At 65.8% G+C, this 21,280-nt stretch carries 18 protein-coding genes and 3 pseudogenes; 13 read left to right on the plus strand and 8 right to left on the minus strand.

Annotated elements, in window-relative coordinates; genetic code table 11:
* Window positions 1–20 precede the first annotated feature (20 nt).
* Window positions 21–2,645 carry a sugar epimerase family protein gene (locus CDN38_RS25750; RefSeq protein ID WP_083044486.1) on the plus strand — a complete coding sequence of 875 codons (2,625 nt, stop codon included), beginning with the start codon at window positions 21–23 and terminating at the stop codon, window positions 2,643–2,645.
* A gap of 75 nt (window positions 2,646–2,720) precedes the next feature.
* The gene (locus tag CDN38_RS25755; RefSeq protein ID WP_075511734.1) at window positions 2,721–4,079 is read left to right on the plus strand and encodes an HNH endonuclease signature motif containing protein; all 1,359 of its coding nucleotides are present in this window, start codon (window positions 2,721–2,723) and stop codon (window positions 4,077–4,079) included.
* Window positions 4,080–4,160: 81 nt separating this feature from the next.
* Here CDN38_RS25755 and merB read toward each other — a convergent pair whose 3' ends face one another.
* The 4 genes from merB to CDN38_RS25775 form a co-directional block, all read right to left on the minus strand.
* Window positions 4,161–4,820, minus strand: a complete 660-nt coding sequence (gene merB, locus CDN38_RS25760; RefSeq protein WP_075511733.1) for an alkylmercury lyase family protein — start codon at window positions 4,818–4,820, stop codon at window positions 4,161–4,163.
* On the minus strand, window positions 4,820–5,092 hold the full coding sequence (locus CDN38_RS25765; protein WP_075511748.1) for an alkylmercury lyase: 273 nt from the start codon (window positions 5,090–5,092) through the stop codon (window positions 4,820–4,822). Before CDN38_RS25765 ends, merB begins: the two co-directional genes overlap by 1 nt.
* A 6-nt stretch (window positions 5,093–5,098) precedes the next feature.
* Window positions 5,099–5,296: a MerR family DNA-binding transcriptional regulator gene (locus CDN38_RS25770; RefSeq protein ID WP_075511732.1), complete on the minus strand. Its 198-nt coding sequence runs from the start codon at window positions 5,294–5,296 to the stop codon at window positions 5,099–5,101.
* A gap of 209 nt (window positions 5,297–5,505) precedes the next feature.
* Complete coding sequence (locus CDN38_RS25775; protein WP_083044367.1) at window positions 5,506–6,207, minus strand: hypothetical protein; 702 nt, start codon at window positions 6,205–6,207, stop codon at window positions 5,506–5,508.
* A 78-nt stretch (window positions 6,208–6,285) separates the two neighbouring features.
* Here CDN38_RS25775 and CDN38_RS25780 point away from each other — a divergent pair, with 78 nt between their 5' ends.
* The 3 genes and pseudogenes from CDN38_RS25780 to CDN38_RS31350 form a co-directional block, all read left to right on the plus strand.
* The gene (locus CDN38_RS25780) at window positions 6,286–7,791 is read left to right on the plus strand and encodes a carboxylesterase/lipase family protein (protein ID WP_075511730.1); all 1,506 of its coding nucleotides are present in this window, start codon (window positions 6,286–6,288) and stop codon (window positions 7,789–7,791) included.
* Window positions 7,792–7,793: 2 nt separating this feature from the next.
* The gene (locus tag CDN38_RS25785) at window positions 7,794–9,779 is read left to right on the plus strand and encodes a DUF7064 domain-containing protein (protein WP_075511729.1); all 1,986 of its coding nucleotides are present in this window, start codon (window positions 7,794–7,796) and stop codon (window positions 9,777–9,779) included.
* Window positions 9,780–9,858: 79 nt separating this feature from the next.
* Window positions 9,859–10,059: pseudogene (locus CDN38_RS31350) on the plus strand (gluconokinase); the annotation flags it as partial.
* On the opposite strand, the pseudogene CDN38_RS25795 reads toward CDN38_RS31350, so the two are convergent.
* A pseudogene (locus CDN38_RS25795) lies at window positions 10,031–10,720 on the minus strand (DoxX family protein); the annotation flags it as partial. The pseudogenes CDN38_RS31350 and CDN38_RS25795 overlap by 29 nt on opposite strands.
* Before the next feature lie 96 nt (window positions 10,721–10,816).
* Between CDN38_RS25795 and CDN38_RS25800 the strand changes: the two are divergent.
* Window positions 10,817–11,377: an isochorismatase family protein gene (locus CDN38_RS25800; protein WP_075511747.1), complete on the plus strand. Its 561-nt coding sequence runs from the start codon at window positions 10,817–10,819 to the stop codon at window positions 11,375–11,377.
* The gene (locus CDN38_RS25805; protein WP_075511746.1) at window positions 11,377–12,174 is read left to right on the plus strand and encodes a nuclear transport factor 2 family protein; all 798 of its coding nucleotides are present in this window, start codon (window positions 11,377–11,379) and stop codon (window positions 12,172–12,174) included. Before CDN38_RS25800 ends, CDN38_RS25805 begins: the two co-directional genes overlap by 1 nt.
* A gap of 23 nt (window positions 12,175–12,197) precedes the next feature.
* Here the strand turns inward: CDN38_RS25805 and CDN38_RS25810 are convergent, their stop codons facing one another.
* Window positions 12,198–12,827 (minus strand): TetR/AcrR family transcriptional regulator, encoded by a 630-nt coding sequence (locus CDN38_RS25810; protein WP_161951657.1) that lies wholly within the window; start codon window positions 12,825–12,827, stop codon window positions 12,198–12,200.
* A 154-nt stretch (window positions 12,828–12,981) separates the two neighbouring features.
* Between CDN38_RS25810 and CDN38_RS25815 the strand changes: the two genes are divergently transcribed.
* Both CDN38_RS25815 and CDN38_RS25820 read left to right on the plus strand, forming a co-directional pair.
* Window positions 12,982–14,121: a ferredoxin--NADP reductase gene (locus CDN38_RS25815; RefSeq protein WP_075511726.1), complete on the plus strand. Its 1,140-nt coding sequence runs from the start codon at window positions 12,982–12,984 to the stop codon at window positions 14,119–14,121.
* Window positions 14,122–14,137: 16 nt separating this feature from the next.
* Entirely contained in the window at window positions 14,138–15,415 is a 1,278-nt protein-coding gene (locus CDN38_RS25820; RefSeq protein ID WP_075511725.1) for a ferritin-like domain-containing protein, read from the plus strand.
* Between the two features lie 55 nt (window positions 15,416–15,470).
* Here the strand turns inward: CDN38_RS25820 and CDN38_RS31355 are convergent.
* Together CDN38_RS31355 and CDN38_RS29725 are read right to left on the minus strand one after the other, a co-directional pair.
* Window positions 15,471–15,679: pseudogene (locus CDN38_RS31355) on the minus strand (transposase); the annotation flags it as partial.
* Window positions 15,667–16,542, minus strand: coding sequence for a helix-turn-helix transcriptional regulator (locus CDN38_RS29725; protein WP_075511723.1), 876 nt, complete (start codon window positions 16,540–16,542; stop codon window positions 15,667–15,669). The pseudogene CDN38_RS31355 and the gene CDN38_RS29725, both read right to left, overlap by 13 nt.
* Before the next feature lie 328 nt (window positions 16,543–16,870).
* Here CDN38_RS29725 and CDN38_RS25835 point away from each other — a divergent pair, with 328 nt between their 5' ends.
* The 4 genes from CDN38_RS25835 to CDN38_RS25850 all read left to right on the plus strand — a co-directional run.
* Window positions 16,871–18,217 carry an MFS transporter gene (locus tag CDN38_RS25835; RefSeq protein WP_075511722.1) on the plus strand — a complete coding sequence of 449 codons (1,347 nt, stop codon included), beginning with the start codon at window positions 16,871–16,873 and terminating at the stop codon, window positions 18,215–18,217.
* Between the two features lie 238 nt (window positions 18,218–18,455).
* Window positions 18,456–19,772 (plus strand): ABC transporter substrate-binding protein, encoded by a 1,317-nt coding sequence (locus CDN38_RS25840; protein WP_099319262.1) that lies wholly within the window; start codon window positions 18,456–18,458, stop codon window positions 19,770–19,772.
* Window positions 19,773–19,777: 5 nt separating this feature from the next.
* Window positions 19,778–20,719: a carbohydrate ABC transporter permease gene (locus tag CDN38_RS25845; RefSeq protein ID WP_075511745.1), complete on the plus strand. Its 942-nt coding sequence runs from the start codon at window positions 19,778–19,780 to the stop codon at window positions 20,717–20,719.
* Window positions 20,706–21,280: carbohydrate ABC transporter permease (locus CDN38_RS25850; protein WP_233428390.1), on the plus strand; the 575-nt coding region annotated here is incomplete at its 3' end. The genes CDN38_RS25845 and CDN38_RS25850, both read left to right, overlap by 14 nt.

The following is a 21,280-nucleotide window of genomic DNA, read 5'->3' on the forward strand; positions in this document are numbered from 1 at the left end:
CAGTGGGGGCCAAGCGCCCGATGAGAGTCGCGGTCACCGGGGCCAGCGGAGTGCTCGGCCGGGGCCTGGTCGCCAGACTGCTCAGCCACGGCCACCAGGTTGTCGGCATCGCCCGCCATCGACCCGAGAGCTGGCCCAGTGCAGCCGATTTCGTTACGGCAGACATCCGGGAAGCGGCCGCGGTCAGGCGGGCGATCACCGGCGCCGACGTCGTCGCCCACTGCGCATGGGCCAGGAGCCCCGGGCCGGACAGCCACCTCAGCCAGCAGGTCAATATCGACGGCACGCGCAACATCTTGGAGGCGATGAGCACGTCCGGAACCGGACGCATCGTCTTCACCAGCTCCGCCCACATCCACCGGCCTGAGGCACCAACGGCCGCTGAAAACGCCGAAGTCGCACCAGGTTCCATCGAAGGCCTGGACAAAGCCCGGGTTGAGCAGATGCTGGCGGACTCCGGCGCGCAGTGGGTCGCCGTCCGCTCGGCACTGATCGTGGGTCGCAGCGTCGACAATTGGGTACGGCGGGTGTGGGCCTTGCCGGTGTTCCCTGACGGGTCGGCCGATTCCGTTGTGCAGGTGGTCCACGTCGACGACGTGCTGCGCCTGCTGATCCGGGCCATCCTGGGTACCGACAGTGGTGCGGTGAACCTGGCCGCTGCGGGTCAGCCGACGTTTCGCCAGATCGCCGCCGCGTTGGGCCGCCCGGTTCTGCCGGTTGGCTCCGGGGCGCTGCAGCGTGTCCCATCCTTCGCCGAACTCGAACTGCTGCAAGGCGTTCCGATGATGGACACGTCTCGACTGCATGACGACTGGGGATTCCGTCCAGCATGGACCGCCGAGGAGGCCATCCAGGACTTCGTGCTGGCAGTGCGTGGCCGGGTTTCGGTGGGTAGGAGGGTGGTATCGCTGCCCTGGCGGCTGGCCACGATCCAGGACCTTCCGGCCGTCGACGCCCCGGCAGCGGACGGTGTGGTTCCCAGATTGGCTGGGCCCCAAGGGGTCAACGGCGAGTTCGACACCCCGATCGACCCCCGCTTCCCGACGTTCCTGGCCACGAATTTGTCCGAGGCGCTGCCTGGTCCGTTTTCGCCGTCGTCGGCGTCGGTCACCGTACGCGGACTGCGTGCCGGCGGGGTGGGTATCGCCGAACGGCTGCGGCCCGGCGGGGTGATTCAGCGCGAAATCGCGATGCGAACGGTGGCGGTCTTCGCCCACCGGCTGTATGGGGCCATCACCTCGGCGCACTTCATGGCCGAGACCGTGCCGTTCGCCAAGCCGGCCATGATCGTCAGCAATAGCGGGTTCTTCGGCCCCAGCATGGCGTCGCTGCCGATCTTCGGGGAGGAGCGCCCGCCGTCGGAATCACGGCGAGCTCGCAGACTGCTGCGCACCATCCGCAACATCGGGGTATTCGGCGTCAACCTGGTCGGGTTGAGCGCAGGCTCGCCACTGGATACCAGCGATTACCTTGACGACGTCGACCGTCTGGAGCATCTGACCCGCGACATCGCGCAGCTGGACGATCGCCGGCTGCTGAGCCTGATCCTGCTGGCGCGAGACCACGTGGTTCACGGCTGGGTCTTGGCGTCGGGGTCGTTCATGCTGTGTGCCGCGTTCAACGTGCTCCTGCGTGCCTTATGTGGCCGCGACACCGCGCCGGCGGCGGGGCCGCAACTGGCCAGTGCGCGATCGGTGGAAGCGGTGCAGCGCCTGGTGGCTGCCGCGCGGTGCGATCCCGACGTGATGCGTGTGCTGGGGGAGCCGGGCGAGCGCCTGGGCAAACTCGCGGTGGCGGCGCCGCAGTTCTACGCTCTAGTGCTGCAAGAGCTTTCGTTGATCGGCCATCGCGGCCCGGCTGAGGTCGAGATGCTGTCGACCAGCTACGCCGACAATCCGGAACTGCTGGTCCGAATGGTGGCCAAGGCGCTGAGCGCGCCGCCCGCACCTGAGCCAGAGCGTCCGGTAATCCCGTTGCGGGCCAAGCTGGTTGCGCTGTTGGCGGCGCGTCAGCTACGGGATCGGGAAGTTCGCCGCGACAGGATGGTCCGCGCGATTTGGGTGCTGCGCGGGTTGCTGCGTGAGTATGGGCGCCGGCTGGTCGAGGCCGGTGTCGTCGAAACCCCCGACGACGTGTTCTATCTGCTGGTCGACGAGCTCGATGCGCTGCCTGCCGACGTCGCCGAAGTGGTGGCCCGGCGCCGAGCCGAACAACGCAGGCTGACTGCCGTTGTTCCGCCCACGGTGTTCAGCGGGACTTGGGAGCCATCGACCGGGTCGTCGGCCGCGTTGGGGGCCGGGGACACGTTGCGCGGGGTCGGCGTCTGCGGCGGCCGGGTCCGCGGGCGGGTGCGGATCGTGCGTCCGGAGACCATCGACGACCTAGAGCCGGGCGAGATCCTGGTCGCCGAGGTCACCGACGTCGGCTATACCGCCGCCTTCTGCTACGCCGCGGCAGTGGTCACCGAACTCGGCGGACCCATGTCGCACGCGGCCGTGGTGGCCCGTGAGTTCGGCTTCCCGTGTGTGGTCGACGTCCAGGGTGCGACGCGATTCCTGCAGCCTGGTGCGCTCATCGAGGTCGACGGCGCCACGGGGGAGATTCACGTGCTCGAGCTGGCTTCCGGGGGCTCGGCGAGCGACTGAAACCACTTGCGTCACTGTAGTTTCAGGAGTCTCACGGAGCGGGTTCTTGTCGGTGCACCGCGATAGTATTCGAACATGTGTTCGGATCGGGAGTCGGTGGTGGCGGTGCTTGACCGGCTCGACGCTGCGATCGATGACTTGACCGAGTTGTCGTTTGAGGCGCTGACGACTCCGGAGCGGTTGCGCGTATTGGAAAGGCTCGAGCGGGTGGCGCGTCGGTTGCCGGCAGCCCAGCATGCCCTGATCAATCAGATCGCCGAGCAGTCCGGTGAGGAGGAGTTGGGCGGCAGGCTGCCTTCGGCGTTGGCCAGCCGGTTGCGGATCACGCGTGCTGAGGCCAGCCGGCGGGTGGGCGAGGCCACCGAGCTCGGTGAGCGCCGCGCCCTGACCGGCGAGCCGTTGGCGCCGCAATTGAGCGCGACTGCTGCCGCTCAGCGCGCCGGGCACCTCGGCGAGGCGCATGTGCGGGTGATCCGCGACTTCGTTCGTCACCTGCCGGTAGAGGTGGACATCGAGACTCGGGAGAAAGCCGAAGCCCATCTGGCCCGGCTGGGCACCCAGTTCGGCCCCGACCAGTTAGCGAAGCTGGCGCAGCGGCTGATGGACTGCCTCAATCCCGATGGCACCTTCACCGATGAGGACCGGGCCCGCCGCCGCGGATTGACCTTGGGCAAGCAGGGGTTGGATGGGATGTCGCGGCTCAGTGGTTGGCTGACCCCGGAAGCACGGGCCGGGCTGGATGCCGTGCTGGCCAAGCTGGCCGCTCCTGGCATGTGCAACCCGCAGGACGAGAGTCCGGTGGTCGACGGACCGCCGCCCCAAGACGTGGCGGAGCGCGACACCCGCTCGGAAAGCCAGCGCAACCACGATGGCCTCAACGCCGCACTACGCGGGTTGTTGGCATCGGGAAATCTGGGTCAACACAACGGGTTACCGGCCAGCATCATCGTATCCACCACGCTCAAAGAACTGGAATCGGCATCGGGTAAGGCCCTCACTGGCGGTGGCACCCTGCTGCCGATGTCAGATGTGATCCGCCTAGCCCGCCACTCGAATCATTACCTCGCGATCTTCGACGACGGCAAAGCCCTGGCTCTGTATCACACCAGACGCCTGGCCTCGCCGGGGCAGCGAATTGTCTTGTACACCAAGGATCGTGGGTGCTCAGCGCCGGGCTGCGACGTGCCGGGTTATCGATGCGAGGTCCATCATGTGCGGGAGTGGGCCGGCATCCATCGCACCGATATCGACGACCTTACCTTCGCCTGCGGCGCGCACCACAAACTCCTCGACAAAGGCTGGGGCACCCGAAAAAACAGCCACGGCGACACCGAATGGATTCCGCCTCCACACCTGGACCACGGGCAGCCGCGAACCAATGGCTTCCACCATCCAGAGAGGTTGCTCACCGACGATACCGACGACGGGTTCTAGCGTGGGTCGCCTCAATCCGCATGGCGGCCAGCAGGTTGTTCGCGTCCACGCCCTTCAGGCGCATCGACTTGCGGGTACCGGCTAGTCGGGCGAAGTGGTTTCGTCAGCTGCGAGCAGGGATCCGAATACGCTGTCGGCGACGGCGATCGCGTCGGCCTGGCCGAGGATGACACCACGAAGCTCGGGATGGCTGTCGAGATGTGCTTGCGCGTCTTGCGCGGTGGTGTGGAACGTAATCGACTCGCATGCAGTGTTGGCCAGGGTTTCGCAGCAATCGGTTCGGCTGATGACTACGACGGCGGAGGCGGGTTGCCATATCCAGTCGCTACCGTGGCGTCGAATCTGTATCCGCGTTTGGTTGACGGGATCGGCGGAGTAGATGACGCCGTCGCTTCCGCTCATCAGCGGGATGCCTAGCGCGTCGATGGCGCACATCGCTGCGACCGGAGGGTGCCCGGTCAGATGGACGGTATGGGTTGTCGGCCTACCCGAGAAGGGGTAGGCGACCTCGATGTGTCCGTCAGCTGCGGTGTGCACCAGGTCGTCGGATTCCAGTCGGTACAACGCGTCGTCGAGTTCGACGCCCAGCGTGTTGGCTGTCTTGCGTAAGTCGTCACGGTGACATCGGCCGTGGTCGAGGAAGCGGCGCAGTACAGCTCGGTGCAGTTCCCGGATCGTCGGCGGGAGCTGCTGGGCGGCGGTGGCCGGCGACTCGGGTGCATTCGCGAACTGGTCGGCCATCACGATTCCGTTGTCTTGGGCGCGTGGGCCCGCAATGCGTCGAAAACCCGCGACGGCGTGGGCAAGTCGAGTCTGCACGCATTGCCGATTGGTGGTCCGGCCTCGGGACGCATCACGTCAACCCCATCGACCAGGACCGTCGGTGAGGGATAGCTACCGACACGGTCGATTATCGGCATGTCGATGCCCAACGATGCCAGGCATTCGGTGATCGTCGCCCTGGCGGCGGCGGCATTGGGGCATCCCGGAGAGGTGAGTAGTTCAATTCGCATCATGGTTCAATCCGTAGCGGTTGACGTTGTGGCGGCAGCTGTTTCGATGTCATGCAAGATCGGGCAATCGGGTTTGGAGGGGTGCCGATCACAGGTCGCGGTCAGTTGGGTCCGCCGGGGTTCGGGCAGCAAACCGCGGCGTTCGTAGTAGCGCAGCGTTTGAACGTTGACCTGCGCCTGCCTGGCGACCTCGCTGATTCTCACCTCTCAAGCATGCACCTTGTATTCAACTAGCGAGTCAAGCCGACGACGACATGCCGATAGCCCTGGAAGACGATCGCCGGGATACCACCGGCGGACGACGGCGAATCGGGTCTGTGCCCCGTTCATAGCGGCATCGTAACCGCTATGAACTGCGGATATGCCGCGTAGGGCGCGCTGGCAGACCGGAGGCATCCCGGCAGTGGAGTACCTCAGCAGCTGAATGCCGTTCCCACCCCATCGGGCGGCGGCACCGACCGCAGGCAACCGAACGGCTCGACGCCGCCGGCGCTGAGCCGCACCGCGGACTGGTGGGCGTAGTTCACGCAGAGCAGCCCGGCTTGGCCGGCGCGGCAGCGGTAGTCGCCGAACGACAATGAGTCTCCGTCCGCCAACTCGGGTCCGTTGCCGTTGACGAACGGCCCGGGATCGCCGCGGGACGCCCCGACCTGCAGCTTCACCCCGTCGAAATCGACCCAGCCGCCCTTCCATTCGCCGTAGGCGGTGGCGGGAGCAGGCGGGGGATTGGTCAGGCTGACCAGACAGGTCAGCGCGCTGCCGGTGTGCTTGGCGTCGGTCAGGCACGACGCTTTGCCGGCCGGAGCGGTAAACGCGATGTCGTCGCCCAGTTCGGTGGTGACCCCGTCGCGGCTCGCGCTGTGATAGCGCGTGGGGTCGGCGGGTCGGCCTGCTTCGATCCAGGCGACTACGGCCGAGATCGGGGCGCCGGCCGCCGGTGCGGCGGACCCGGCCGCCGGCGGGGCCGACCCGGCTGGCGGTTTGCTCGTCGGCGACGACGCCGCCGACGTCGGCGACGTCGCGCTGCTGGTCGGCGAATGCCCGGGCTGGCCGCCGATGTCGTGCGAGCACCCGGCGACCAGCAATGGCACTGCGACCAGCACGGCGATCCGCATCGATTCAGGCTAGCGGCCTCGGCGTGGCTCAAGGTGCTGCCCATCCGGTGTGCCCTGCCAATCCGCTAACGTCGGGTTATGCACGAGCGCACCGTCCGCGCACGCACGGTCACCGGCATCGTCGAGGGCTTCACTCGCGACGGCGTGAACCGCTGGCGATCCATCCCCTACGCCAGGCCGCCGGTGGGGCCGCTGCGATTCCGGGCGCCGCAGCCAGCGCAGCCCTGGTCCGGTGTGCGGCACTGCCACGGGTTTACCAACTGCGCGCCCCAGCAGCGTCGGTACACGATGCTCGGCGTCGGTAAGTACCAGCCGATGAGCGAGGACTGCCTGACCCTCAACGTCGTCACGCCCGAAGTCCCCGCGACCGAACCGCTGCCGGTGATGGTCTTCATTCACGGCGGCGGCTACATCCTGGGCAGCTCGGCCACCCCGCTATACGACGGCGCCGCGCTGGCCCGGCGGGGCTGCGTCTACGTGTCGGTCAACTACCGGTTGGGTGCGCTGGGCTGTCTGGACCTGTCGTCGCTGTCGACGGCCGACATCCCCATCGACGGCAACCTGTACCTGCTCGATTTGGTGCTGGCGTTGCAGTGGGTCCGGGACAACATCGCCCAGTTCGGTGGTGACCCCGACAACGTCACCATTTTCGGGGAAAGCGCCGGCGCCCACATCACCGCCACATTGCTGGCCGTGCCGGCCGCGAAAGGCCTTTTTGCGCAGGCGATTTCGGAAAGCCCGGCGGCGGGAATGGTGCGTCCCCGCGAGCTGGCCGTCGAGTTCGCGGCACGCTTTGCCGATCTGCTGGGCGCTCGCCCCCGCGATGCCGCCAGCGCGCTCCTCCGGGCGACCCCGGTTCAATTGGTGCAAGCCCAGCACCGCCTGATCGAGCAGGGCATGCAGAAACGGTTGGGCGCCTTCCCGATTGGCCCCACCTTCGGCGATGACTGCCTCCCTATAGATCCCGTCGAGGCGATGCGGTCCGGGCGATCGCACCAGGTGCCGCTCATCGTGGGCACCAACGCCGAAGAAGGCCGGTTGTTCACCCGCTTCCTCAAGATGCTGCCGACCAACAAGGCGATGATCGACGAACTACTGGCCGACGCGGAACCGGCTACTCGGGAACGCATTACCTCGGCCTACCCGGACTACCCCAAGCCGTCGGCATGCATCCAACTTGGCGGGGATTTCGCGTTCAACGCGGCCGCCTGGCAGATCGCCGAGGCGCACGGCGCGCACGCCCCTACTTACCTTTACCGCTATGACTACGCCCCGCGGACTCTGCGCTGGTCCGGTTTCGGGGCTACGCACGCAACCGAACTGCTTGCCGTCTTTGACATCTACCGGACCACGTTCGGTGCGTTGCTGACTGCTGCCGCCGACCGGAGACATGCACTGCGGGTCAGCGACGAAGTCATAAGGCGCTGGCGGTCTTTCAGCCAGACCGGTGTACCGGGCGACGACTGGCCGGCCTATACGCACACCGAGCGAGCGGTGCTGGTGATCGACGGCAAGTGTCGCGTCGAGTTAGATCCGCACCAGCACCGCCGGTTGGTCTGGGACGGCTTTTCGCTGGTGCAGTGACCATGGATCCCGACAACGAGCGCGTCATCGAACGACCGGACGATCTCACCGCGTCGTGGCTGACCGCGGCGATCGGGACCGGCACGGTCACCGATTTCACCGTCGAGCGCATCGGCACCGGCCAGATGAGCGAGTGCTACCGCGTCGTGCCCGCCTACGCAGCGGCCGCCGGCCCGCAATCGGTAGTCCTCAAGGTCGCGGCCACCGATCCGATGAGCCGGCAGACCGGCCGGACGTTGGGTCTCTACCAGCGTGAGGTTCGGTTCTACCGTGAAATTGCGCCACGCCTTGACGGGCCGATAGCCCCCTGTTACCACGCGGCGTCCGACGTCTCGACCGGCGCATTCGACCTGCTGCTCGGTGACGCCGGACCGGCGGTCGTCGGTGACGAAATCGCCGGGGCCACAATCGAAGAAGCCGGGCTTGCGGTCAGGGAGCTGGGGCGGCTGCACGGACCGCTGCTCGGCGACGCGACGCTGGCCGATGCGCCGTGGCTCAACCGTGACGCACCGCTGAATCAGACGATGATCGCGTCGCTCTACGCCGGCTTTGTCGAGCGCTACGGCGACCAGATTGCACCCCGATACCGGGAGGTGTGCGACCGGCTGGTAGCCGCGTTCGATGGCTACCAGGAGGCGGCGCACACCGAAATCCAGGGGCTCGTACACGGCGACTACCGTTTGGACAACCTGCTTTTCGGTGCAGCCGGAGCCGACCGGGCGTTGACGGTGGTCGACTGGCAGACCGTCTCCTGGGGCCCCGCGATGACCGATCTGGCGTACTTCCTGGGCTGTGCGCTACCGACGCAGGACCGCCGGACCCACTACGACGACCTACTGCGGACTTATCACCAAGCGCTGGGACCCGAGCCGCCGATCAGCCTGACCGAGGTCGCCGAAGGTGTCCGCGGGCAGAGCTTTTTCGGCGTCATGATGGCAATTGTCTCCTCGATGCTGGTGGAGCGCACCGAGCGGGGGGACCGGTTGTTCATGACGATGCTGCAACGCCATTGCGACCACGTGCTGGACACCGACGCGTTGGCGACGCTACCCGCCGTTGAGCGACCCGAGCCGCTGCGGCCTTCGGACGACGACGAACTCGCCCACGCACCGACCGACGAACCGCTGTGGAGCGAGAGCTGGTACGCCGACTTCGTCGACGCGCCACAGGGATTGGGCGGCTGGTTTCGGCTGGGCCGGATTGCCAATCAGCAGACGGCATGGGTGCACGCGCTGCTGTGCGGACCCGACATGCCGACCGTGGCCGTCGTCGACGTCGACGTCGCGCTGCCCGACGACCCGTGGGTGGTGCGCACCGACGCCGTCGAGCTGGACCATGCCGTCAGCGCACCGCTGCAGACTTATCGTGTCGACCTACGGGCGCGCGGGCAATCATACGCCGACCCCGCGGCGTTGTTGCGCGGGGAGCCCGGAGATCCGGTCGAAGTGACGATGTGCCTGGTTTGGACAACCGACGGCAGCCCATATCGGTATCGAATGACGTCGCGTTACGAAATCCCTTGCACCGTTTCGGGAACCGTCACCGTCGATGGAACCGGCTACCGCTTCGACTCCGTTCCGGGGCAACGGGACCACTCCTGGGGCGTGCGCGATTGGTGGAGCATGGATTGGATGTGGAGTGCGGTGCACCTCGACGACGGTACGCATCTGCACGGCGTCAAGATCCAAATCCCGGGCGCACCAGCCTTCAGTGTCGGCTACGTTCAAGACGCTCAGGGGCAGCTCACCGAGCTGCAGGCGGTGGGCATCCAGGATAGCTTCGGCGCCAACGGTTTACCGCTGCACGCGACGCTGAGCCTCGATCACGGTGAGCTCACCGCGGCCGTCGAGGTACGCGCGCACGCACCGGTGCGGCTGGTAGCCGTCGACGGGCGGGTAAGCCAATTCCCGCGCGCCTGGGTCGGCGTCAGCACCGCCGACGGCCGCAGCGGTGTCGGCTGGCTGGAATGGAATCGCAACCAGGTGTGAGCACGGGCCGGACGTCGCCGATGCGTTCTCCCGTTGTGGTGATGGGTGTTTCGGGGTCCGGTAAGTCGACGGTGGGTGCGGCTCCGCAGAACTGATAGCACGCCGCTTGGCCGGCCGAACCGATCACTTCATGCCGGCTGCCCTCGTGCGATCGCAACTGGACACGCTGGAGCCGCTCGCCGGCGACGAGTCAGGTGCCGTCGTGGATCTAAGTCAGGACGTCGATGCGATAGTCGAGAGCTTCCTGGCTAGCGCCGGCGGCGCTTTCCCGGGGCCTTGACCTGCTCACGTGCCGTGTCGGCCAAGTGGCTGCTGCGCGCCATCGCCGTGTCGGCCAAGTGGGAACCTTGGTGGCGCACGGTCTCGGCTAGCTCCCGGCCACGCTCGGCTCCGGCCTTCAGGCCGTGCACAATCTTGTCGCCGAGCTCTCCGAGTTCGGCGCCCACCACGGTGTCGTCGGATCCCGGCAGCGTCGAGGACACGGCCTCCGAGAGTCGGCTCGCGGCGCGCCGGCCGCGCCACGCCAACGACGGCTTGCCCGCGGTGTCCGCCGAGGCGATGATCAGTCCGCCCAGCAAGCTCAGGTCCGTGAGGAATTCACGCCGCTTCTGCGCCTTGAGCTCCGGATCCGGCTCGCTCCAAAACATATGAGTGCCAAGATTGCCCGGTATCACCGTCAGCGCCAGCGCCGCCGAGGCAAGGCGGGGCAGTCGGCCGGCGGCCAGTAGCACGCCACCCGCGATCTGAACGGCGGCGTTGATCTGAGCGAACGTTTCGGCATTGGACGGAATGCTGCTGCCCACCGGATCCGGCAGCGTCCGCAATCGGCTCACGGTGGGCTGGGCGGCTTCCGCCGCGGGCTTGGGGTTGAGCAGCGACTCCACACCCTGGCCGATGAACGCCGCTGACAGCATGGGTCGTGCGATTCTGCGAAGCATCATGGCCGGGGTATTCCCCGGTCCGAGGGCCGGCAAACCGGCCAGGGCGGTCGCGGGAGCCCGCGGCAGCCCGCGACCGCTGGGACTAGTGTGGATATTGTGCGAACGCTGATCATCGTCGACCTGCAGAACGATTTCTGCGAGGGCGGCTCGGTGCCGGTGGCCGGCGCCGGCCGGCTGGCACACGCGATCAACGACTACCTGGCCGGCCGGCCGGGTTACCAGCACGTGGTGGCCACCAAGGACTTCCACATCGATCCCGGCGACCACTTCTCTGACCACCCAAACTATCGCTCGTCGTGGCCTCCGCACTGTCGCGCCGGAAGCCGCGGCGCCGACTTCCATCCCGACCTCGACACCGGACACCTCGATGCCGTCTTCCGCAAGGGCGCCTACGGCGCGGCCTACAGCGGGGCCGAGGGCGTCGACGAGCATGGCACCACGCTGCCGGATTGGCTGCTGCAACGCGGGATCGACGAGGTCGACGTGGTAGGCGTTGCCACCGATCATTGCGTACGGCGCACCGCCGAGGACCTGGCTCGGGCCGGCTTCACTACCAGGGTGTTGGTCGACCTGACCGCGGGAGCATCGGCCGATACCACCAACGAGGCGCTGAAGCAGCTGCCCCCCGCCGGCATCGCGTTGGCGTGGAGCCGCTGATGGCGCTCCCGGATCGCGACGACCTACTGGCCGCCGTCGAGCGGTCGCCGCGGGCCGCCGCAGCTCACGACCGCGCCGCCTGGGTAGGTCTGTTCACCAGCGACGGCCGGGTCCACGACCCGGTGGGTTCGCAGCCGCATATGGGCCACGAGCAGATCGGCCGGTTCTTCGATACGTTCATCGGTCCGCGGGATATCAAGTTCCACCGCGACCTCGACATCGTCTCCGGCCCAGTCGTCCTGCGCGACGTCGAACTCGAGGTGGCGATGGCTCCCGCCGTGACGATGTTCGTTCCCGCCTTTTTGCGCTACGACCTGCGAAAGGTCAACGGCGACTGGAAGATTGCCGTTCTCCGGGCATACTGGGATTTGCCGGCGATGATGCTGCAGTTCCTGCGGAGCGGATCACCGGCGATGTCGCCGGCGCTGAAGCTGTCGCAGGGGTTGTTGGGTAATCAGGGTTTGCGCGGCACCGCCGGCTTCCTGACCGGATTTCGCCGGGCGGGCGCGCGTCGCAAGACAGTGGTGACAACATTTCTCGACGCGGTGGGGCGCGGCGACACCTACGCCGCTGGACGCGCGCTGTCGCCAACGGCGGCAATGACTTTGGGCGATGACGACGTATTGGACCTGGCCGAACTACGGCAACAGCTCCGTGGGGTCAGCTGGTCGAAGATCAACGGCGCCGGATCAACCGTCACGGTGTCGCTGGCATCCGATCATGGGCGCGGGATCATGTTCGCCGACCTGCCGTGGCGCGGCCGTCTGATCAACCGGATCCGGTACTTCCCGGCGTGATTCGGTTAGGCCCACGGTAGCTGTCACAGATCGCTGCGCACCGTGTGTGCCGCGGCGACCGACATCTGGGCCACCTCCTCGATGAGGTCGTCTCGGGATACGGTGAGCTTGCCGTCGAGCCAACTGGTGACGGCCTTGGCGGTGCCGGCCACGATCACGAGGGTGGCGAGCCGCAGGCGATGGTACTGGCTCTGGTCGCTGCCGGTTCCGGCGAGCAACAGCTGGGTGAGTAGCTCGGCAAGTTCGTGCTCGGCCCCGCCGACGGTGTCCTTGAGCAGTTCGCTGCCGATCAGCTCGGTGAACAACCGCGCCTTGCGCGGATCATCGGTCAGCACGGTGATAACCCGGCCGATGCCCATCCGCGCGCGATCGATCAGTTCGGTGGCCGAATCGGTCATCGAGTCGAGGACGCCGCTGCTGATTTCGGCCAGCAGACGCTGCGCCAGGGCCACGAAAAGCTCGTCGCGGGTCCGGAAGCTTTCATAGAAGTACCGCTTCGACAGGCCGGCCTGCCGACTGACCGCCTCGATGGTCGTTGCCGCCATCCCGGCGGTGCCGGCAACTTCGAGGCACCCGTCGAGTAATTGCTTTCGCCGTAGGTCGCGTCGCTCCTCTGCGCTGACGCCGCGAAATGGTCTCACGACCGGGATCACGACGTTATCTTGGCACAGCGTCGTGCCGCCCATGCTGTTTGGAGCTGCTCGGACCGATCCGTTTGGATTAGTGACTTTCGGCCCTACGGCCAAAACATGACACCTGTCAACATTGTCGGAACTATCCAGTTCCTACTTTGTGGCAGGGGACCCGATGCTGAGCCTTCCCACCATGCCGCGATCGTTGGCTGCGCGGGTTGCACAGTTCCACCCGAAGAAGTCCAATCCGGTTGTCCTGCCGCGGCCCGACGGCCCGTCTCGGCGGTGGGGGCAGTCGGGGACGGCGTCGGCGCGGCACAGCGTTCGGGTTGTCGAGGTCATCCGCGAGACCGACGATGCGGTGACGCTGGTGCTGGAGGTCACCGACGGGCGGCCGGTCGAGTTCCGCGCCGGGCAATACCTGACGCACTGCTTCGCCGTCGATGGCGTGACCGTTAAGCGCGCCTATTCGATTAGCGCCGCCGAGGGCGATCGACTGGCCTGCACCGTCAAGGTGATCGACGGCGGCGTCGTGTCCGGCTTCGTGCACCGCGACGTCGCCGCCGGATACGAGTACACGGTGCTTGGACCATCGGGCGACTTCGTCCTCCCCGGCATTGACGAAAATGACACTGTGCCGCTGGCGTTTCTGGCTGCCGGCAGCGGCATCACGCCGGTGATCGGCATGATCGAAACCGCACTGCGACAGTCGCCCGAACGCGAGATATCGCTGGTGTACGCGTCGCGGCGGCAAGGCGAGATCATCTTCGCGCGGCGGCTGTCAGCATTGGCCGCCAACTATCCGCGGCTGCGGGTGGTGCACGTGCTCTCGCAGCCCGCGTCGGCATGGCCGGGCGAGACCGGACGGCTAACCGGCGAGCGTGCCGCCGCGTTATTGGCGCCAAGCCTGGATGCACAGGTGTTTCTTTGCGGCCCACCGGAATTGATGGACGCAACCACCGCTGCGTTGACGAGCGGTGCCGTCGACACCGATCGCATCCATCGGGAACGGTTCTACGCAGCGCCCCAGCACACTCGCACGCTGCCGACCGAACCGCACGATCTGGAGTTCCGCATTACCGGTCGCACGGTCACCCAACAGCCGGGCGAGACGATTCTGGAGGCGGGTCTGCGCAGCGGAGTGAAGCTCAACTTCAGCTGCACTGTCGGCGGTTGCGCCGCATGCAAGCTCAAAGTGATCAGCGGCGCGGTGACGGTCGACGAACCGAACTGCCTGAGCGACCGGGAACGATCCGACGGCTACATCCTCAGCTGTTCGGCATACGCCCAAGAAAGCGTCGTCCTCGACGCATAACCCCAGGAGGTTGGAGATGACTTCGACAGTGAAGACTTCGGTGGAATCGATGGTGCGCGGCCTACCGATCAAGGCGCAGAACAAGATTCACCAGACCCTCGACAGTGTCGGGTTGATGCTGTCGGTGCAGAACCCGAAAGTTGCCGTCTCCATGGCACCTTCGGCGGTGCGGGGACTGGTGCTGGGCAAAGGCAAGCGCGGCGACCACGTGGACATGCCTGCCCACCACAGCGCGCGCTTCCGGCTCAACTACCAAAGCGACTTCGCCGAGATGTATGACCTGTACCGTCGCGCGGTGTCCAAGCAGTGGGACGGCGACGCCGACCTGCCGTGGGAACTCGACGTCACTCCCGACAACCCGAATGCGCAGATCCTGCCGCGCAGCTTCGTGCCGTTCAACGAAATCGAGGGGTTCGGCGTCAAACTGACGGCGCTGGAGGAGCGCAAGTTGACGTGGGACATCGCGGCGTGGCTGCTCAGCCAGTTCATGCACGGCGAGCAGGGCGCCCTGTTCGCTTCGGCTCAGGTGACTGAGTGCGTGCATTGGACCGACGCCAAGCTCTACGGGGCAACCCAGGTTATGGACGAGGGCCGGCACCTCGAGGTCTTCCTGCGCTACCTCGACACCAAGCTCGAGAAGATCTACACCGTCAACGACAACCTGTTCGTGCTCATCGACGAGCTGATGACCGACGGCCGTTGGGATTTCAAGTTTCTCGGTATGCAGATCATGATCGAGGGCCTGGCGCTCGGCGCGTTCACCACTATTTTCCAGCAGACGCGCGAGCCGCTGCTCAAGCAACTGCTCAAGATGGTGATCCAGGACGAAGCCCGCCATGTGCACTACGGTGTGCTGGCGTTGCGTGACCACATCACCCAGAACATCTCGGAGAAGGAACGCCGCGAACGCGAAGACTGGGTCTATGAGGTGGCGCTGCTGATGCGTAACCGGTTCCTGATGCACGAGGTGTACGAAGAGTGGTTCTCCCACAAGGTGCCGCTCAAGGTCTGGGACGAACAGATGCTGGACTCGCCCAGCATGGTCAAGTTCCGCAGCATCATGTTCGAGCGGCTCATTCCCAACCTCGAATACATCGGGCTGATGAGCGACCGGATCAAGACCCACTACGAAAAGTCCGGACTCACCCAATATCTGGGCGGCAAGAACGCCACACAGCTCACCGAGGACGACCTGACCGTCGACGCCGGTCCCGGTTACGACTCCGACGAGATACCGGAGGAATTGCAGGAGTTGGCGGTGGGAACCTCGGCCTCGAGAGTCGGCAATGGTTGATCCAGCCGTCGGTTGCGCCGCGATGTTCAGCCCATCCTTTCCGACGGCAAAGGTCGATGGCTCGATTGGTGACCTGCCCGTCGCGGATCTTCACACGGATGGCGTCGACGACCGCCGGATACACCGACTACAACGGCCGGTTGCACCACTCGGCCATCTCACCGATAACTTGTCGGTGATCCGCGAGATAGTGTCCGTCGACACCGTCGCCCCGTAAACGTCGACAAAGTGCGCGGCGATCTCACCAGTCGTCAATCCCATTGCGGGTGCGCGATAACACGATCTCGGCGCTGGCTGGCTGCGGTGGTGAGTGCTGTGTATGTCGGAGAATTCTCGTCTGTGGTCAGTACGACGAGTTCGAGTGCGTGCCGGCCGGGGATCACGTAGGCGGTGTAGTCCAGTTGAAGAGGGCCGGCTTGGGGGTGAAGGAATGTTTTGCTTCCGGTGTGGGGCCCTCGTACGTCGTGCTTGTCCCACATCGCCTTGAACTGGCTGCTTTGTGAGGCTAGTTCGGCCACGAGCTGGCGGCCGCGTTCGTTGTGCGGATCGGCTGCGAGTGCGTGGCGGAGCCGATTGACGTTGCTGTGTGCTACCGCGTGCCAGTCGGCGAACAGGTCGGGGGCGCGTGGATCGCAGAACGCGAACCAGGCGAAATTGCGATATCGGGTCGGCAGGGATGCGAAGTCGACGTGAAGCCAGGCCGCGGCGTCGTTCCAGGCCAGGATGTCGCGCATTGGTGTGACGACGTGCGCGGGCCAAACGGAAAGCGATCTGAGCAGGCGCAAGGTGGCTTTTGGCACCGTCGGCGGGTCGACCGGTGCCCGGTCGTTGGCTTGGTGGGCGCCGCCGGCGGCAAGGTGGTGCAGATGTCGGCGACTGTCTTCATCGAGCCGCATCGCGGTGGCCAGCGCGTCGAGGACTTCCGGGGAAGGGCGGCGTTGGCGACCTTGCTCCAGGCGGGTGTAGTACTCGGGGCTGATGCCGGCCAGTGCGGCGACTTCGGCCCTGCGCAGCCCGTAGAGTCGCCGGCTGCCGGTGCGGGGCAGCCCGACAACCTCGGGCGCCAGACCGGCCCGGCGTGAGCGTAGGAAGTGGGCCAGGTCGGAAACTGGTGCAGTCGCTGACATGCCCTCGATTATTGTCGGCCGTTCGTGGCCAGGGTGGCCCTGGCAGAGCAAGCTTCAGCAGTACTCGCCCCAAGCGGTGTCTGGTCGTGGTGTGCAGCTGGGATCAGACTGGCTGCAGATGCGGCTTGGACCCGTTGTGCTCGGGTGTTTTGTGCCAGCTTCCCGCCATTGAACCTAGGAGCTATGTGTGACTACCCCTACCTGTCATCCAGTGTCGTCGGTCTCGTCGTCTTTGGACTCGTGCGCGTTGGGGCCGACATCCTGCGTTGTCGGTCGCGCTCAGGTTAGCAGCCGATGCAGCCGACTGCGGCGGTATTTGCCGCTGGTAGTGCTAAGCGCGGCGGCCGGGCTGGACGCCGGTGGGGTGGCGATCCTCAACAGTGCTCTGCCGTCGATGGGGGCGCAGTTCGGCACGTCCGCGCAGAGCCTGTCGTGGGCGGTCAGCGGCTATGCACTGGCATTTGCCGGTTTGCTGCTATGTGGGGGTGCGATGGCCGATCGGCTGCGCCGCCGGCAGGTTTTGGTTTGGGGTTTGGCGATGATCGCTGCCGGTGGGGTGCTCGCGTTCACCGCGCCGGTGTTCTGGCTGATCCTGGTCGGGCGAATATTGCAGGGAATCGGCGCGGCGATCACGATGCCGGCGGCCACCGCCCTGCTGACGTCGGTGTATCCGGACGACCCGATGCGTTCACGCGCCCTGGGCGTGTTCTCTTCGGCGCAGGCCGGATGCTACGCGGCCGGTCTGGTGATCGGCGGTCTGATCACCACCGCGCTGGGGTGGCGGTGGGTTTTTGCTCTGCAGGTGCTGGTGGCCGTGCTCACCGCTGCGGCTGCGCTGCGGTGGCTTCCGGTCACCGCACGTCAATGCCAACAGCGTGTGGATCGTGTCGGGGCGGCCGCACTGGTCACAGCGATCACGCTGGTCATCCTGGCCGCCGACATGGCATCGCGCGATAACGGCGTTGGGCTCGCTGCTGCAATGCTCGTTATCGCCGCGAGCGCGGGATACCTGTGGTGGCGTCGCAGCCGCGCAGACGGCGAGCAAGCTAGTCTGCTGGACCCGGCGATGCTGCGCTTGGGTTCGGTGCGCACCGCGGCCGTGGCGTCGTGCGTGTTCTTCTTTTGTGTCACCGGTTCACTGTTTTTGCTTCCGCTCTACCTGCAACAGGTGCGCGGCATGTCGGCCGCATCGTCGGGGCTGGCGATTCTTCCGGTCAGCCTTGCCGTGTCGGCCACCGCCCTATTGGCTGGCCGGTTGATGAAAACCCGCGGGCCACGTGTGCTGCTGACGTTGGGTATTCCACTGACCGCCGGCGGTGTCCTGTTATGGTGCACCGCCGAGGCGCACAGCCCCTACCTCGGCGGTATCCTCGCCGGCCTGATTATCACCGGTATCGGACAAGGCCTGACGTTTCCGGCCGTCATAGCCATCGGTCTACAGGATGTGCCGGATGCTGCGCACGGTATGGCGTCTGCCATCACCGTCACTGCTTTGCAGATCGGCAGCGCTATCGGCCCCACTGTCCTCGCCGGAATCGCCCAATCCACGGCTGTGACTGCTGATGGTGGCTTGTCGCTGACCGGTTACCACCTCGCCTTCGCTGTGGCAGCCGCCACCCTGGTCCTTATCGCCGTTCCAGTGGTCGCGCGTCTTCCGAAACGGCCAGCGCAGTAAGGAGATCGGCGGCTGCACATACGCCCGGCATCGCGATCGCGCGGCCGGCCGAGGCCAGGTGTACCTGCAGATCGGCTTCGAAGTGCACAACCCGAATCCGGACGATCGACATCACCGCCGATGCCGAGCATGCCGCCTTAGCGTTGCCGAGTTAGCCATCCCGGGAACACCGCGAAGTATCACGTGCCAAATGGCATACAGTCGGCACCGGAGTCGAGGCCCAGAACCGTGGAGCAGCATGTTCGACAAGCCGCTTGCGCGGCGCAGCCTGTTGCGGGGCGCCGGCGCACTCACCGTGGCGTCAGTGGCACCGTGGCCCGCCGGCTGTGCTTCCGACGACGACGCCTTGACGTTCTTCTTCGCCGCCAATCCCGACGAAGCGGACGCCCGGATGCGCATCGTCGAGGAGTTCTGCCGCCGCCACCCCGACATCAAGGTGCGGCCGTTGCTGTCCGGGCCAGGGCCGCTGCAGCAGATATCGACGTTCTGCGCCGGCGGCAAATGTCCCGATGTGCTGATGGCGTGGGACTTGAGCTACGCCGGATTGGCTGACCGGGGTGTGTTCCTGGACCTGAACACCATGCTGGCGCGGGATCCCAGCTTTGCCGCCGAGCTGTCGTCGGACGGCATTGGGCCACTGTATGAGACGTTCACCTATAACGGCGGCCAATACGCCCTTCCCGAGCAATGGTCGGGAAATTACCTGTACTACAACAAGCGGCTTTTCGCCGACGCCGGCATTCGGCCACCACCCACGAGCTGGGAGCAGCCGTGGAGTTTTGCCGAATTCCTCGACGCGGCTCGCGCGCTCACCAAGCACGATGCCGCCGGACGGGTCAAGCAGTGGGGTTTCGTCGACACCTTTGTCCCGGCCATCTCCGCGGGACTGTTCGCGATGAACAACGGCGTGCCGTGGTCGTCGCCGAGAACGAACCCGTCGCATCTCAACTTCGACAATGCCGCCTTCATCGAAGCTGTCCAGTTCTACGCCGACCTGACCAACGAGCACCAGGTGGCACCCACGGCATCCGAGCTGCAGTCGACGGCCACGCCGGAGTTGTTCTCGCGGGGCATGGCGGCGATGGCACTGGGCGGGCACTGGCGCTACCAGACTTTCGACCGCGCCGACGGCTTGGATTTCAATGTGACCGCGCTGCCGTTGGGCCCACGGGGGCACGCGCCCTGCTCCAATATCGGCGCCACCGGTCTGGCCATCGCGGCGAGCAGTCGGCGCCCAGAGCAGGCATGGGAGTTCGTCAAGTTCGCAGCCGGACCCGTCGGTCAGACGTTGATCGGCGAAACGAACCTATTCGTGCCGGTCGTGTGGTCCGCGATCAACTCCGCTGAATTCGCCAAAGCACACAGTAGGGTTGACAACCTCGCCATACTCACCGGAGGACCGAGCCATTCCCAGGGCCTGCCAATCACCCCGGCGTGGCCGAAGGTCTACGCCCTGATGGAACGCACCTTCGGACCGGTGCTACGGGGATCGCGCCCGGCGACATCGCTGACCGGGCTGTCGCGAGCCGTCGACGAGGTGCTGCGCAGTCCGTGACATCGATCGCCACACCTGAACCGGTACCCCCGACGCGCCACAAGAGGCCGAGCCGCTGGCGCCGGCGGCCGTGGGCCGGGCGACTGTTCGTCGCACCGAACCTGGCCGCCGTCGTGGTGTTCATGCTGTTCCCGCTCGGGTTCTCGTTGTACATGAGCTTTCAGAGCTGGGACCTGTTTGCCCCGCCGACGTTTGTGGGTCTGCGGAATTTCCGCGACCTGTTCACCGCTGACCCGCTGTTTCTCATCGCGGTGCGCAACACGGTGATCTTCACTGTCGGGACGGTCGCGCCGACGGTTCTCACCAGCCTCGCCATCGCGGGCGTGCTGAACCGGAAAGTCAAGGGCATCGGCGTCTTTCGGACGATCACGTTCTTACCGTTGGCTATTTCGTCGGTGGTGATGGCAGTGATCTGGCAGTTCGTCTTCGATACCAACAACGGGTTACTCAACATCATGCTGGGCTGGGTCGGGATCGGTCCCATCCCATGGCTGATCGAACCCAGGTGGGCCATGGCCTCGTTGTGCCTGGTCAGTGTGTGGCGAAGCGTGCCGTTTGCCACCGTCGTGCTGCTGGCCGCGATGCAAGGGGTTCCCGAAACCGTCTACGAGGCAGCCAAAATCGATGGCGCCGGCGAGATACGCCAGTTCGTGTCGATCACGGTGCCGTTGATCCGGGGCGCCATGTCATTCGTCGTGGTCATCTCGATCATCCATGCGTTCCAGGCATTCGATCTGGTCTACGTTCTCACCGGTGCGAACGGCGGACCGGAAACCGGAACCTATGTCTTAGGCATCATGCTCTTCCAAAACGCCTTTGGCTTCCTGGAATTCGGTTACGCCTCGGCGCTGGCCTGGGTGATGTTCGCCATCTTGCTGGTGTTGACCGTACTGCAGCTGCGCCTCACGCGGCGTCGCTCCTGGGAGGTTTCCCGTGGGCTCGGTTGATCGAGTGGTCACGCGCACCGTTGTTCGCGCTGTCGCCCTGTACACGGCGCTGATCGCGATCGCCTGGTGCGTCCTGTTCCCGATCATGTGGGCACTGTCGGGCTCGTTGAAGAGGGAAGGCGAAGTGAGCCAACCGAAGTTGGTCCCTGACCACCCGCAGTGGTCCAACTACGGTGAAGTGTTCGCGCTGATGCCGTTCTGGCGAATGTTTTTCAACACGGTGCTGTATGCCGGCTGCGTCACCGCCGGCCAGGTGTTCTTCTGCTCGCTGGCCGGATATGCCTTCGCCCGACTGCATTTCCGCGGTCGCGACACATTGTTCGTCATGTACCTGGGCACGCTCATGGTGCCGCTGACGGTCACCGTGATCCCGCAGTTCATTCTGATGCGCGTCCTTGGACCTCCCCCGGTTTCCCGGAGACTTTTTTATTTGGGACCGACCCCCTCGAGTGGGAGGGTAGCCGCTTGGGGGTGGTGCTGCTGGTTGTCCTTCCAGGCAGCTTCATATTCGTCGGGTGAGAGCCCGCAGAGGCCAGCTTGGATGCGGCGGGGGTTGTACCA

Origin of the sequence: Mycobacterium ostraviense (assembly GCF_002705925.1) — a bacterium.
Taxonomy (GTDB): domain Bacteria; phylum Actinomycetota; class Actinomycetes; order Mycobacteriales; family Mycobacteriaceae; genus Mycobacterium; species Mycobacterium ostraviense.

Coding starts and splice junctions, on each gene's coding strand:
- CDN38_RS25750 (WP_083044486.1), top strand. CDS start 21: ATGAGAGTCGCGGTCACCGGGGCCAGCGGAGTGCTCGGCCGGGGCCTG.
- CDN38_RS25755 (WP_075511734.1), top strand. CDS start 2,721: ATGTGTTCGGATCGGGAGTCGGTGGTGGCGGTGCTTGACCGGCTCGAC.
- merB (WP_075511733.1), bottom strand. CDS start 4,820: ATGGCCGACCAGTTCGCGAATGCACCCGAGTCGCCGGCCACCGCCGCC.
- CDN38_RS25765 (WP_075511748.1), bottom strand. CDS start 5,092: ATGCGAATTGAACTACTCACCTCTCCGGGATGCCCCAATGCCGCCGCC.
- CDN38_RS25775 (WP_083044367.1), bottom strand. CDS start 6,207: ATGCGGATCGCCGTGCTGGTCGCAGTGCCATTGCTGGTCGCCGGGTGC.
- CDN38_RS25780 (WP_075511730.1), top strand. CDS start 6,286: ATGCACGAGCGCACCGTCCGCGCACGCACGGTCACCGGCATCGTCGAG.
- CDN38_RS25785 (WP_075511729.1), top strand. CDS start 7,794: ATGGATCCCGACAACGAGCGCGTCATCGAACGACCGGACGATCTCACC.
- CDN38_RS25805 (WP_075511746.1), top strand. CDS start 11,377: ATGGCGCTCCCGGATCGCGACGACCTACTGGCCGCCGTCGAGCGGTCG.
- CDN38_RS25815 (WP_075511726.1), top strand. CDS start 12,982: ATGCTGAGCCTTCCCACCATGCCGCGATCGTTGGCTGCGCGGGTTGCA.
- CDN38_RS25820 (WP_075511725.1), top strand. CDS start 14,138: ATGACTTCGACAGTGAAGACTTCGGTGGAATCGATGGTGCGCGGCCTA.
- CDN38_RS29725 (WP_075511723.1), bottom strand. CDS start 16,542: ATGTCAGCGACTGCACCAGTTTCCGACCTGGCCCACTTCCTACGCTCA.
- CDN38_RS25840 (WP_099319262.1), top strand. CDS start 18,456: ATGTTCGACAAGCCGCTTGCGCGGCGCAGCCTGTTGCGGGGCGCCGGC.